The sequence below is a fragment of the Streptomyces griseorubiginosus genome (assembly GCF_017614965.1).
In the GTDB taxonomy this organism is placed as follows: domain Bacteria; phylum Actinomycetota; class Actinomycetes; order Streptomycetales; family Streptomycetaceae; genus Streptomyces; species Streptomyces griseorubiginosus_B.
This window is the reverse complement of sequence record NZ_WVUG01000262.1, coordinates 1-12689: the sequence shown is the minus strand read 5'-3', so window position 1 is coordinate 12689 and position 12689 is coordinate 1. Positions and strand designations below refer to the sequence as shown.

Here is a 12689-nt window from a genome sequence, read left to right as displayed (position 1 = left end):
CCCCCGGCAGCACCCTCGCCCGCCGCTCGACCAGTTCGGGGTCGACCTGGACCGCGGGACGAGCCTTCGCCGGGACGGGACGCCGCAGGCGCGGCTGCTCGCCGGTGCCCTGCCGACGGCCGACGACCGCCGGTCGGGCCGGGACCGGCGCCGGGTCGGGGTCGTCACGGAAGAGCAGATGGACGGGGATCTCCATGGTCGACTCGTTCTGGATGAGCCGGCCGGGTCTGGCCGGTCCCTCGGACTCGGGTGTCTGTGAAGTGGTCGTCGTGCTCATGCGTGCCTCCAGCCTCCGCGCCAGATGCGTCATGACAGTGGGTCGGTTCGATCGGTTGCCCTCGAGAAGCGGCTGCGCCACGAGAAGAACCCGATGCCCTACGGGAATCACGAGAAGAGCCGCCGCCAGGTCTCCGGCCCCGGATAGCCGTCCGCCGCGCCGCCCCGCCAGCCCTGGGCGCGCTGGAAGGCCTCGACGTTACGGCGGTCCGCCTCGCCCCAGCGCGGACCGGGACCGGTCGTGTAGTACTTGCCGAACCCTTTCCTCACCAGCTGCCGCCCGAGCTGGGTGACGTACTTGTTGTCCGCCCCGGGCCGGAACATCCCGCGCCCGGGATAGCCGGGGACGCCGTGGGAGGCGGGCGCGCCGGGTGCGCCGGCCGCCCCGCCGGTCACTGTCCCGCCGGTCGCCGGGCCACCGGTCACCGGGCCACCGGTCGTGGCCGCCGGGATGTCCTTGCCCTTGCCGGCCACCAGCAGGTCCCAGGTCTGCGGTCCCGGCAGTCCGTCGGCGTCCGCGCCCGTCCAGCCCTGGGCCAGCTGGAAGGCCACGGTGGCCCGGAGATCCGCCTCCGACCAGCGCGGCCCCGGACCGGTGGCGTAGAACCGGGCGCCGCCGCGCGCCACGAGCATCTGCCCCAGCCGGGTGACGTAGGGGTTGTCCGAGCCCGGCCCGAAGAACGCGGCCCCGGGAAACGCCGTGGCACTCCCCCCGGCGGCCGGCGCACTCGGTGTGCTCGGTGTGCTGGGCGTGCTCGGTGTGCTCGGCGTGCTCGGCGTGCTCGGTGTGCTCGGCGTGCTCGGCGTGCTCGGCGTACTGGGCGTGCTCTGCGTCGGGCCCGCCGCGTCCGCCCCCAGCCCCTTGTAGCGGTAGGGCACGTACTGGTCCGAGTGGCTCCAGTAGGCGTACGGCGTGGCCTGGCGGCGGGCGCCCGGGGGCGTCTCCTCGTAGGCGATGTAGTAGGTGTGGGTGTAGTCCGTCCAGCCGCCGAAAATGACGACGTGCGAGCCTTTCTCGGGGTTGGCGGGATTGTGGAACAGCAGAATGTCGCCGGGCTGCAGATCCTCCTTGGAAATGCGCACCCCGTACTTGCCGAGGCTGCCGGTCCATTCGTTCCCCGGCAGTCCCCAGGCCATGGAGACGAAGCCGGAGCAGTCCTGCCGGTAACCGTCCGTCCAGTAGTCGTCCATGCTGTACGGCACCTCGGCGGCGACCCAGGTCTTGGCCCGGTTGATGATCTCCGTACGGGTGGTGGTGGGCACCCGAACGGCGCTCTGCGGACGGGCTGGCCTGCCCCCGGGGCCGTGCAGGGGGGCCTTGCTGCCCTGCGGGGTCTGGGGTTCGTCACCTGCGGGGACGCCGGGTCCAGGGGGCAGGTGTTCAGCCGCGACCGCCGGTGCCGCGTGACCGGCGCCGAGGGCGGCGGAGGCGGCGACGATCACGAAGGGGCGGGCGGCCGGATGCCGGGCCGTCCGCGCCGACGTCGAGTGCCGCAGGGCCGCGCGCCGGTGGGCGCATCCGGGGCAGTCGCAGTCGCTCGCGGGATCGAATTCCTCGAATACCGGAGTCTCCATGCGATTCCCCTCACACCCGGGACGGAAATGACCGCGTTCTTGCACATCGATCAGTTTCCCAACTGTCTTCCCGACGCGCATTCTGACGGTCCGAATGACGTACGGCCCCGCCGCGTGCCCCCGACCGGGGTGGTCCGGAGCACCCTCCGGGGTCCGGTAGAGTTACGACGTCAGCAGGCGCCGCTAGCTCAGTTGGTTAGAGCAGCTGACTCTTAATCAGCGGGTCCGGGGTTCGAGTCCCTGGCGGCGCACGATGTCGATGGCGAGGCATGTTCGCGGAAAGCGCGAACGGCCTCGCCATCGTCGTTTTTGCGCGGCTCCGCCGCGCGCGGTGGGGGCTTCGCCACCCACACCCCCCTTCCCCCGGAACCCCGGCGGCCGAGGTCGAGACGCATGCTCTGCGCAGCCGCGAGGGCGACGCAGGCCCCTCGTTCGAACGAGGGGGCTGTCCGCTGTTTGGCCGGATACTCTCTGGCCATGGCAGCGCGTGACCTCCAGGAGCGGATCAAGAAGCTCATCATCGACCGCCGGCTTCCCTCCGGAGCCCCGCTGCCGACGGAGCCCGAGCTGATGGAGTACCTCGGGGCGAGCCGGAACTCGGTGCGCGAGGCGCTGAAGGCGCTGCAGGCGATGGGCATCGTGGAGATCCGGCACGGCTTCGGCACGTACGTCGGCCCGATGTCCCTGGCCCCGATGATCGAGGGCCTCGCCTTCCGCACGGTCGCCGGGCACTACCGGGGCGAGGACTCCCTGCTGCAGCTGCTGGAGCTGCGCGAGGCGGTGGAGACGGGGCTCGTCTCCCGGCTCGCGGGGCGCGTCCCGGAGCGGGACCTCGCCGAACTCGACGCGCTCGTCTCCCGCATGGAGGAGCAGGCCGCGCACGGCGGCACCGGTCTCGCGGACACCGACCGCGCCTTTCACGCCACCCTCTACCGGGGTCTGGACAACGTCCTGCTCGGCGAGGTCCTGGAGGCGTTCTGGGACGCCTTCCACCGGGTGCACACCGACCTCGGGGGCACCCCGCAGGACCCGAAGGTCACCTGCCGGCAGCACCGGGACATCCTCGACGCGGTGCGGTCCGGGGACGCGATACGGGCCGAGGCGGCCATAAGGGAGCACTTCGGCAACATCCGCGCCCGGCTGTCCACAACAGGTCCACAGGACCCCCACACGCGTCCCAATGAACGCGTATGACCGGTAAACACCGCGTTTCGCGTCTTGCGATCATGATGAACGCCGTAGAACCCTGTGTCCAAGATGCCGTGGTTACGCGGCAGTTGGGGGAGTAGTAAGCGGTTGCCTGATCTGCGGGGTTAAGGGGGCCCCGTTCACCAGCGGATGCCGAGGGGGGCGTTCATGCAACCGGAAGGCCGCCGTTCCATGTCCTGAGGTGTGGAGAGTGCGGCGACTACGGCCAGCCACCGTTGCGCCTGCGACAGGTCGAGGGGGACCACCGACAGGCGTGAGGAGAACCGACACAACACGCGGCGACCCGCGTGTGGGGGGTAATGACTCATGACGTCGACGCCGACGGGCGCCCGGCATAACTTCGACCCGTCAGAAACCACACAGCTACGCATGCCTTCGCAAAGGAACAGCCACACGGGCCAGTTCCGGCGGATCAAGAGAACACTGCCCAGATACGACTACGAGCACTACAGCAGGCTGGCCGGCCCCCTCACCCAGCCCGATCCCGACAAGCCCTACAAGGTGCAGTACCGCTCGCTGCTCTCGCAGGAGCCGCACCGGGTCCGCGCCGCCCTGATGCTGGGCGCCGCGCCACTGCTGTCGCTGGTCCTGCTCGCCTGGCTGCTGCAGCCGGAGCACTGGACCCAGCGCGACTACCCCACCTTCGACTTCCTGCCGGCGCTGGACGTCGTGATGCTGGTCTCGATCGGTCTGATCGAGTTCTTCCGCTGCATGAACGTGCTGTCCAACGCCCACGCCACCCTGGTCGCCCGCGACCCGGTCCCGGTGGTGCCCGAGACCGGCACGAGGGTCGCCTTCATCACGACGTACGTGCCCGGCAAGGAACCGCTGGAGATGGTGACCAGGACTCTGGAGGCGGCCGTGCGGCTGCGCCACCGGGGCCTGCTGCACGTCTGGCTGCTCGACGAGGGCGACGACGACGAGGTGAAGGCGGTCTGCGCCCGCCTGGGCGTGCACCACTTCTCCCGCAAGGGCGTCGAGGAGTGGAACCGCAAGAAGGGCCCGTTCCGCGCGAGGACCAAGCACGGCAACTACAACTCCTGGCTCCAGGCGCACGGTGACGCGTACGACTACTTCGCCTCGGTCGACACCGATCATGTGCCGCTGCCCAACTACCTGGAGCGGATGCTCGGCTTCTTCCGCGACCCGGACGTCGGCTTCGTCATCGGCCCACAGGTGTACGGCAACTACGACAACCCCATCACCAAGGCGGCGGAGTCCCAGCAGTTCCTCTTCCACGCCCTCATCCAGCGGGCCGGGAACTTCTACGGCGCCCCGATGTTCGTGGGTACGTCGAACGCCGTGCGGATCAGCGCGCTCAAGCAGATCGGCGGTCTGTACGACTCGATCACCGAGGACATGGCGACCGGTTTCGAGATCCACCGCCACAAGAACCCGGCCACGGGCCGGAAGTGGAAGTCGGTCTACACCCCGGACGTGCTCGCCGTCGGTGAGGGACCGGCGGCCTGGACGGACTTCTTCACCCAGCAGCTGCGCTGGTCGCGGGGGACGTACGAGACGATCCTCAAGCAGTACTGGAAGGGCTGGTTCTCACTGCCTCCGGGCAAGCTCTTCAACTACACGATGATGATCGTCTTCTACCCGATGTCCGCCCTCAACTGGATCCTGGCCGCGCTGAGTTGCGCGCTGTTCCTGGGTCTGGGCGCCTCGGGCGTGAACATCGACCCGACCGTGTGGCTGATGCTGTACGGCAACGCCTCCGCGCTGCAGATCGGCCTGTACGTCTGGAACCGCCGGCACAACGTCTCCCCGCACGAGCCGGAGGGCTCCGGCGGAGTGGCGGGCATGGCGATGTCCGCGCTGTCGGCGCCCATTTACGCGCGCTCCCTGATGGACGCCGTACTGCGCCGCAAGTCCAAGTTCGTGGTGACGCCCAAGGGCGACTCGGCCAGCCCGGACACCCTGCTGGGGACCTTCCGCGTCCACCTGTTCTTCATCCTGGTCTTCGGCGGTTCGATCGCCGCGGGTCTCACCCTGGGGCACTCGCACCCCGCGATGATCGTCTGGGCCTCCTTCGCCCTGCTGATCACCGCGTCGCCGATCTTCGCCTGGCGGTACCAGCTGCGCCGGGCGAAGCGGGAGCCGGCTGCGTCGGCGCAGGAGCAGGCCGAGCCGCAGGACGCCCCGCTCGCGGTGCCGTACCAGCCGCGAGCGCTGCCGGAGCGGCAGACGCCCCGGCACGGCACCGGGCAGAAGCCCAACTGGGCCTCCTCGCAGGGAGGTTCGGACCCAGGCGACGACCAGACGATGCAGATCGCACTCGGTGGACTCGGGGGACGTAAGGAATGAACGACCGTGCAGGCCACCGCCGCGCCCGCAGGCTCGCGATCGGGACGGCGGTGGCGCTGGCGCTGGCCGGGATGAACGGGCCCTGGCTGTACCGCTTCGGCACCGCGAAGTACCACCAGTACCAGATCAACAGACCCGAGTACAAAGCGGACAACGGGCACTGGCAGATCATCGAGTTCCCGAAGGAGTACCGCCAGGACACCATCCACGCGGCGCTGCTGCGGACGGGCAAGGTGCTGCTGATCGCCGGGTCGGGCAACAACCAGGACAACTTCAACGCGAAGAAGTTCGACACCCGGATCTGGGACCCGGTGAAGGGCACGATCAAGAAGATCCCGACGCCGAAGGACCTGTTCTGCACCGGGCACACCCAGTTGGCCAACGGCAACCTGCTGATCGCGGGCGGCACCAAGCGGTACGAGAAGCTGAAGGGTGACGTCACCAAGGCCGGCGGGCTGATGGTGGTGCACAACGAGAACCCGGACAAGCCGATGACGCTGCCCGCGGGGACCGTGTTCACCGGCAAGGAGAACGGCAAGACCTTCGTCTCCAAGGACCCGGTGCTGGTGCCCCGCGCGAAGAAGGTCTTCGACCCGAAGACCGGCAGGTTCCTGCGCAACGACCCCGGGCTCGGCCGGATCTACGTCGAGGCGAGGCTCAGCGGCACCAAGTACGAGACCGGCACCCAGGACAACTACACGATCCAGGGGCTGACCGGCGCCGACGCCCGCAACACCTACGGCATCGCACAGAAACTCGCCCTGGACAAGAAGGACTTCCAGGGCATCCGGGACGCCTTCGAGTTCGATCCGGTCGCCGAGAAGTACATCAAGGTCGACCCGATGAACGAAGCCCGCTGGTACCCGACGCTCACCACCCTGAGCGACGGCAAGATCCTCAGCGTCTCCGGGCTCGACGACATCGGTCAGCTGGTCCCGGGCAAGAACGAGATCTTCGACCCGGCGAGCAAGAAGTGGACGTACACGAAGAAGATCCGCCAGTTCCCGACCTACCCGGCGCTGTTCCTCATGCAGAACGGGAAGATCTTCTACTCGGGGTCCAACGCGGGCTACGGGCCGGACAACGTCGGGCGTGACCCGGGCATCTGGGACGTGGACACCAACCAGTTCACCAAGCTGCCCGGACTCAGCGACGCCAACAGGATGGAGACGTCCGGGACGGTGCTGCTGCCGCCCGCGCAGGACGAGAAGTTCATGGTGATCGGCGGCGGCGGGGTCGGCGAGTCCAAGCTGTCCAGCAACAAGACCCGGCTGATCGACCTGAAGGCGAAGAACCCGCACTTCGTGGACGGGCCGACGCTGGAGAAGGGCACGCGCTATCCGCAGTCGTCGATCCTGCCGGACGACACGGTGCTGGTGTCCGGCGGTTCGGAGGACTACCGGGGGCGCAGCGACTCCAACATCCTCCAGGCGCGGATCTACCACCCGGACACCAACTCCTTCGACCGGGTGGCGGATCCGCTGGTCGGGCGGAACTACCACTCCGGGTCGATCCTGCTGCCGGACGGGCGGGTGATGTTCTTCGGATCCGACTCGCTGTACGGCGACAAGGCCAACACCAAGCCGGGCAGGTTCGAGCAGCGGATCGAGATCTACACGCCGCCGTACCTGTACCGGGATTCACGCCCGTCGCTGTACGGCGGTCCGCAGACCATCGCCCGCGGCGGGACGGGGACGTTCACGTCTCCGCAGGCCTCCGCGATCAAGAAGGTACGGCTGATCCGGCCGAGCGCGTCGACACACGTCACGGACGTCGACCAGCGGTCGGTCGCGCTGGACTTCACCACGTCCGGGAACAGGATCACGGTGAAGATGCCGAAGAACCGGAACCTGGTGACGTCCGGCTGGTACATGCTGTTCGTCGACGACGATCAGGGAACGCCGTCGAAGGCGCAGTGGGTCAAGGTGCCGTAGCCGTGGGCTACTTGCCGGCCTTGGCGAGGGCGAGTGCGTAACTCGCCCACCACTGGCCCGCCTTCGGGCCACCCTTGCAGGTGCCGTCCGACTCCCCCGGGCGCTTGACCCAGACGTAGGCGTCCACCAGGTCGTCCGCCGTCCTGGTCGTCGGGGTCTCCCCCAGCGCCCGGCCCGGGGGGTTGCACCAGCGTTCGGCCGGATCGCCGCCCGTGTAGGGGCCGTTGCCGTTGCGGCTGGTGTCGATGACGAAGTGCTTGCCGCCGACCTTGGCGGAGAGCTGCTTGCCGTAGGCGATGGAGTCCTGGGTGGAGTAGAAGTTGGCGACGTTGACGGCGAAGCCGTCGGCCCGGGCGATGCCCGCTCGGATGAGGGGCTGGAAGATCTGGTCCGGGTGGCCCCAGCCGGCGTTGCCCGCGTCCAGGTAGACCCTGGTGGACTTCAGCGACTTCAGCTTGCCGATCGCGTAGCCGAGCAGGCTGTAGCGCTCCTCCTGGAACTGGCCCTGGGTGCAGCCGTCCAACAGGTGCAGTACGGCGTCCGGTTCGAGGACGACCATCGCCGCGCGGTCCTGGATGCCGGCGGCCACCGCGTCGATCCAGGCGCGGTAGGCGTCGCCGTCGGAGGCGCCGCCCTGGGAGTACTGGCCGCAGTCGCGGTGCGGGATGTTGTAGAGGACGAGCAGGGCGGTGCGGCCCGCCCTGTCGGCGGCCTCGGTGAAGCCTTGGGCCTCCCGCTCGGGGTTCTCCGGGCCGATCCACTCGCCGGTCGGCTGCTCGGCGATCTTGCGGATCTGCTCGGCGTCGGCGTCCTTGCCGGACCTCACGTACGCCTTCACCTGCCGGGCCGCGTTGCTGTCCGGGTTGACCCAGAACGGGTCGCGTTCCTTGGGCTGTTGGGTGATCGTCGCGCCGGCCTTCTCGTCGCCGCCGCCTCCCGAGGAGGAGCACCCGGCGACCAGCAGCACCGCCCCCAGCGCGGCCGCACACGCCCCCCTGCTGCCGTACATCCAACCCCCCCTTGGGTGCAACGGTCCTGGTCTCAATCCTGACATACGACCCGAGCCGCCCACGAGGCCGTCCCGGCCTTGTCGGCGACCTGTTACACCTCGGAAGGACCGGCAGCGCCCGTGAAGGCGTCGGCCACCAGCGCGTATGACGGAGAGCCACCACAGGGGGACCTGGCGTCATTCACCCTCTAGGCTCCGGCGCTCATCCGTTCTAGAGTCTTCTCAGATGGCCTGAGCCCCGGTCGGCAGTGCACCACTGCGGCCCTGAACCTCCCGCGCCGGCGCCGGGTCACTCCCGCGGCCCGAGCGCGCGCGGTTGAGGACCAGCCCGGTCGGCGGCTTCAGGGGGAGCGGGCCGCCGGCCGGGCCGGGTGCCGGGATTCCGGCCGAATCCGCGGTCAGGCCCTGCGCCGCCTGACGACGAACACCAGACCTCCACCGACCAGCAGCGCGCCCGCGCCCACCGCGGCGGCGACGGGCAGCACGCTGCTGCTGCCCGTGCTGGCGAGGGAGCCGGTCGCGGCCGTGTCGTCGACCGTCTGGGTCGTGGGGGCGTTGCCGTCGTCGCCGCCCGAAGGGGTGGCGGACGCGGAGGGTGAGGCGCCGGTACCGCTGTCGTCGCCCTCGACCTCGACGGTGACGGCGGCGGTGTCGTTGGTGTGGTTGTCGTCGAACGTCATGACGTTGCCGTACGCCGTCATCGCCTTGACCTCACCGGTGGTGGTCTTCGCGCCCTTGCGGATCTCCAGGCCGAAACGGAAGGTACGGCTGTCCCCGACGGCGTAGGTGTTGTCGTGGGGGTCGCAGACGTACCGCGGTGCCCCGGGCGTCTGTTCACCGGTGCCCCCGTCCCCGTACTCGTTCCACACGCTGCACTCCTTGGGGATCTCCACCGCCTTGGTGCCGGTGGGAACGGTGAACAGCAAGGCCGGCTGGTCGTCGCTGAGGTTGTAGGAGACCCAGCCCGGGCCCTCGTTGCTGAGGGAGACGTCGACGTGGACCACGTCACCCGGCGCACCCTCGGCCTTGTCACCGCCGGCCACCATGTCGGCGGTGTTGTCGACGGTGATCACCTGGCGGCCGGTCTCCGATCCGCCGGGGGTCGCGGTGCCGTCCTCGACCAGGGAGAGCTTGTGGTCGCCCGACGACATCGCGGTGGGGTCACCGGGCGAGGGCAGGACGTCGTCGCGGAAGTACTCGAACAACGCCTGGTCGGTGACGTCCAGCCTGACCGGCTGCTGAAGCCGGTAGCGCTTGCCCGGCTCGAGCACCGTGTCGAAGGTGCACAGCGCCTGCTGGGTCGCCTGGTAGGTGACATCGTCGGACGTGGAGTAGACGCAGTTGGAGTAGCGGTCCGCGTACGAGAGTCCGACGGTGGTGCGCATCCGCAGCTGGGCGCCGTGGGCGGGCAGCGAGCCGGTGTTGCTGATGGTGACCGGGTTCTCGATCGTGGAGCCGGGCTTGTCGCCCTTGCGGTCGGTCAGTTTGTTGACGGTCAACTCCACGTTGCCGACGGTCACTTCGACGGTCTTGGAGACCACGGTGCCGTTCGACGACGTGCCGCTCAGGGTCACCGTGCCCTTGGTACCGAGCGGGGTGCCGGGCTTCGCGGCCAGGTCCACGATGTAGCCGGAGCCGCTGCCCTCGGGGACGCTGGCGATCGTGGACCAGGTGTAGGTGTCGACCGACTTCCCGTCGGCCGTGACCCAGTCCTTGACCTTGCTGAAGTCAGCTTTGACGGTGACGTCCTTCGCGGTGCCGGGGCCGTCGTTGAACAGGCCCCAGCTGATCTGAGGCGCGTCCCCGGCCGGGACGGGAATCCCGATGTCGTCGCTCTGCACCGAGATGTGCACCACCGGCCCGTCCGCGGCCTGCGCGGACGAGGCGGGCAGCCATGCGGCGACGGCGGCCGCGAAGGCGGCGAGCACCGCCCCCGCCCTGCGCTGACGGTTGGTCATTCCGTGTCCCTCCCCACGGGACGCCTCTCGTCCCGCCACCCTTCAGACACCCCAGGGACGCCAAGGGTTGTCCGGGAGTTCGGGTCACCGCCGCGCGTTCTACAGTCCGCTGCCCGTCAGGTACGCCGACACCACCACGTTCGCCGTGTAGCTGCCCCGTGTCCGGTCGAAGCTGCCGCCGCAGGTGATCAGCCGCAGCTCGGCCCGCCCGGACTGCCGCTGCCCGTAGGCCTTCTGGGCGTCGAAGCCGTCGCGGGCGATGACCCGCACGTCGTCGACGGTGAACTCGGCGACCTTGCCGTCGTCCCGGACGACCCGGATCGTCTCGCCGGGCCTGAGCGCGCTGAGCCGGTAGAAGACGGCGGGCCGGGTCTCGGTGTCGACGTGCCCGACCATGAGCGCGGTGCCGGCCGCCCCGGGCCTGGCCCCGGCCGCGTACCACCCGACCACGCCCGCCTGGTCGAAGGGCGGCGGATCGACCGCCCCCTTCGCGTCCAGGCCCCGCGCCACCACCGGCGCCTGCACCCGCAGGTCGGGAATGTCCAGCCGCTGCGGCAGCGCGTCGCCCAAGGGGCGTACCGCGGGCGGGAGTTCCGCGTCCGGCGGGCGTCCGACCGCCGCCATGTCGCCGGTGGCCGGCGCGGATATGCCCTGCCGCAGGTCGGTGACGCCCCGCCCCCAGAGCCACAGCCCGAGCAGCAGTACCGCCCAGGCCACACCCGTCAGCAGCCGGGCCGAGCCGGCGGAACGCTCGTGTTCGGACATGGTCAGCCCGTTCCGCGTCTCCGGCGCCCGCTGAGCACGGCGACGGCGGCAGCGGCGGCCCCGGCCAGCACCAGGCCGGTCACCGCGTGAGCGGTACCGGGGCCGGCCGCGTGCGCGTCGGTGGCGGCGAGGTGTGCGGTGCCGCCACCGCCGGCGGGCACGGGGGCGACCGGCGAGGAGGGCGAGGTGGGAGTCGCCGGCCGGCCCGTGCCCTGGCCGACGGTGATCGTGCTCTTGCGCTCGGAGCCGCCGCAGGTGATCGTCACGTCGTAGGTGCCCACGGTGAGCGACGAGCGGATGCGGGTCTCGCCGACGAGCGTGCCGTCCGTGACGGCCAGCCGGACGTCCGTGACGAAGGCGGCGGAGACGGCCGTGGCGGTCTTCTCGGCGCAGTACCCGACCCGCAGGGAGACATCGCTGCCGGGCGCCGGGGAGGCCGGGGTGACCGACACCCCCCCGTCCCCCGCGTGAGCCGCCGGAGCGAAGGAGACGACCGCCGCGGCCACCGCCGCCGCACAGAGAGTGATTCTTGCTGAACCCATCGTGAACCTCCAGACACCTGGAGACTCCCCCGTACGGCGGGGCGCCGCATCCGCAGCGGGGCCCGTGCTGCTCCGAACGGGTGGTGACGGGTTTCAGACCCGCTCGACGAGATCGGCGATCGAGTCCACGACCTTGGACGGCCGGTAGGGGAAGTCCTCGATCTGCTCCGGCCGGGTCAGCCCGGTGAGCACCAGGAACGTCTGCATCCCCGCCTCCATGCCGGCCAGCACGTCGGTGTCCATGCGGTCCCCGATCATCGCGCTGGTCTCGGAGTGGGCGCCGATCGCGTTGAGCCCGGTGCGCATCATCAGCGGGTTGGGCTTGCCCGCGAAGTACGGCTTCCTGCCGGTCGCCTTGGTGATGAGCGCGGCGACGGCGCCGGTGGCGGGCAGCGGCCCCTCGGTGGAGGGGCCGGTCTCGTCGGGGTTGGTGGCGATGAAGCGCGCGCCGTCCTGGATGAGCCGTACGGCCTTGGTCATGGCCTCGAAGGAGTACGTGCGGGTCTCACCGAGGACCACGTAGTCGGGCTCGTGGTCGGTCAGGACGTACCCGATGTCGTGCAGGGCGGTGGTCAGGCCCGCCTCGCCGATGACGTACGCCGAGCCGCCCGGCCGCTGGTCGTCCAGGAACTGGGCGGTGGCCAGGGCCGAGGTCCAGATGGACTCGACCGGCACGTCCAGGCCCATGCGCCGCAGGCGGGCGTGCAGGTCGCGCGGGGTGTAGATGGAGTTGTTGGTCAGCACCAGGAAGGGCCGTCCGGACTCGCGCAGCTTCTTCAGGAAGGCGTCGGCACCGGGGATCGGTACGCCCTCGTGGATGAGCACGCCGTCCATGTCGGTGAGCCACGACTCGATGGGCCTGCGTTCTGCCATGTGCGCGATCTCCTGCCGTACGCCCGTGCGCGGTGCTGCCTGGGCCCCCAGCCTAGACACTGGCCGGATCTTGGGGAACGGCCGTCTCAGCGGCGCCTTCCGGGCCTGCGGGCCAGCAGCAGCCCGCCGGCGGTGACGAGGAGGACGGCGGTGACGGCGGCGAGGACGGCGCCGGGGGTGCCGAGGCCGGTGCGGGCGAGTTCGTCGGCGAAGGGCAGATCCGGGAGGGGGCCCGGCC

General features: G+C 70.1%; 9 protein-coding genes, 1 tRNA gene and 1 pseudogene. 4 read left to right on the top strand and 7 right to left on the bottom strand.

The annotated features are described in order from the left end of the window. A pseudogene (locus GRC12_RS33870) lies at positions 1–277 on the bottom strand (SPFH domain-containing protein); the annotation flags it as partial. A gap of 107 nt (positions 278–384) precedes the next feature. Further along, on the bottom strand, positions 385–1851 hold the full coding sequence (locus GRC12_RS33865; RefSeq protein WP_208783630.1) for a peptidoglycan-binding protein: 1467 nt from the start codon (positions 1849–1851) through the stop codon (positions 385–387). A gap of 177 nt (positions 1852–2028) precedes the next feature. On the opposite strand from GRC12_RS33865, the gene GRC12_RS33860 reads away from it, so the two are divergent. The 4 genes from GRC12_RS33860 (at position 2029) to GRC12_RS33845 (ending at position 7304) form a co-directional block, all read left to right on the top strand. Next, positions 2029–2102: transfer RNA gene (locus GRC12_RS33860), tRNA-Lys, on the top strand. 226 nt (positions 2103–2328) lie between these two features. Beyond that, positions 2329–3045: a FadR/GntR family transcriptional regulator gene (locus GRC12_RS33855; protein ID WP_208783629.1), complete on the top strand. Its 717-nt coding sequence runs from the start codon at positions 2329–2331 to the stop codon at positions 3043–3045. 321 nt (positions 3046–3366) lie between these two features. Beyond that, positions 3367–5370 (top strand): glycosyltransferase family 2 protein, encoded by a 2004-nt coding sequence (locus GRC12_RS33850; RefSeq protein WP_208783627.1) that lies wholly within the window; start codon positions 3367–3369, stop codon positions 5368–5370. After that, a complete protein-coding gene (locus GRC12_RS33845; protein WP_208783626.1) occupies positions 5367–7304 on the top strand; it encodes a galactose oxidase-like domain-containing protein in 1938 nt (645 codons plus the stop codon). Before GRC12_RS33850 ends, GRC12_RS33845 begins: the two co-directional genes overlap by 4 nt. Positions 7305–7311: 7 nt before the next feature. On the opposite strand, the gene GRC12_RS33840 is transcribed toward GRC12_RS33845, so the two are convergent. From GRC12_RS33840 to GRC12_RS33820, 5 genes are all read right to left on the bottom strand, one after another. Next, the gene (locus tag GRC12_RS33840; RefSeq protein WP_208783624.1) at positions 7312–8313 is read right to left on the bottom strand and encodes a glycoside hydrolase family 6 protein; all 1002 of its coding nucleotides are present in this window, start codon (positions 8311–8313) and stop codon (positions 7312–7314) included. 398 nt (positions 8314–8711) lie between these two features. Continuing rightward, positions 8712–10271: an LPXTG cell wall anchor domain-containing protein gene (locus GRC12_RS33835; protein WP_208783622.1), complete on the bottom strand. Its 1560-nt coding sequence runs from the start codon at positions 10269–10271 to the stop codon at positions 8712–8714. A gap of 99 nt (positions 10272–10370) precedes the next feature. Then, the gene (locus GRC12_RS33830) at positions 10371–11036 is read right to left on the bottom strand and encodes a class F sortase (protein WP_208783620.1); all 666 of its coding nucleotides are present in this window, start codon (positions 11034–11036) and stop codon (positions 10371–10373) included. A gap of 2 nt (positions 11037–11038) precedes the next feature. Next, a complete protein-coding gene (locus tag GRC12_RS33825) occupies positions 11039–11578 on the bottom strand; it encodes a hypothetical protein (RefSeq protein WP_208783617.1) in 540 nt (179 codons plus the stop codon). 93 nt (positions 11579–11671) lie between these two features. Continuing rightward, positions 11672–12451 (bottom strand): HAD-IIA family hydrolase, encoded by a 780-nt coding sequence (locus GRC12_RS33820; RefSeq protein ID WP_208783615.1) that lies wholly within the window; start codon positions 12449–12451, stop codon positions 11672–11674. Positions 12452–12689: the final 238 nt, after the last annotated feature.

Bases quoted from the DNA above. Each gene is read 5' to 3' on its own strand.
- GRC12_RS33845 (WP_208783626.1), top strand. From the start codon at position 5,367: ATGAACGACCGTGCAGGCCACCGCCGCGCCCGCAGGCTCGCGATCGGG.
- GRC12_RS33840 (WP_208783624.1), bottom strand. From the start codon at position 8,313: ATGTACGGCAGCAGGGGGGCGTGTGCGGCCGCGCTGGGGGCGGTGCTG.
- GRC12_RS33835 (WP_208783622.1), bottom strand. From the start codon at position 10,271: ATGACCAACCGTCAGCGCAGGGCGGGGGCGGTGCTCGCCGCCTTCGCG.
- GRC12_RS33830 (WP_208783620.1), bottom strand. From the start codon at position 11,036: ATGTCCGAACACGAGCGTTCCGCCGGCTCGGCCCGGCTGCTGACGGGT.
- GRC12_RS33820 (WP_208783615.1), bottom strand. From the start codon at position 12,451: ATGGCAGAACGCAGGCCCATCGAGTCGTGGCTCACCGACATGGACGGC.
- GRC12_RS33865 (WP_208783630.1), bottom strand. From the start codon at position 1,851: ATGGAGACTCCGGTATTCGAGGAATTCGATCCCGCGAGCGACTGCGAC.
- GRC12_RS33855 (WP_208783629.1), top strand. From the start codon at position 2,329: ATGGCAGCGCGTGACCTCCAGGAGCGGATCAAGAAGCTCATCATCGAC.
- GRC12_RS33825 (WP_208783617.1), bottom strand. From the start codon at position 11,578: ATGGGTTCAGCAAGAATCACTCTCTGTGCGGCGGCGGTGGCCGCGGCG.
- GRC12_RS33850 (WP_208783627.1), top strand. From the start codon at position 3,367: ATGACGTCGACGCCGACGGGCGCCCGGCATAACTTCGACCCGTCAGAA.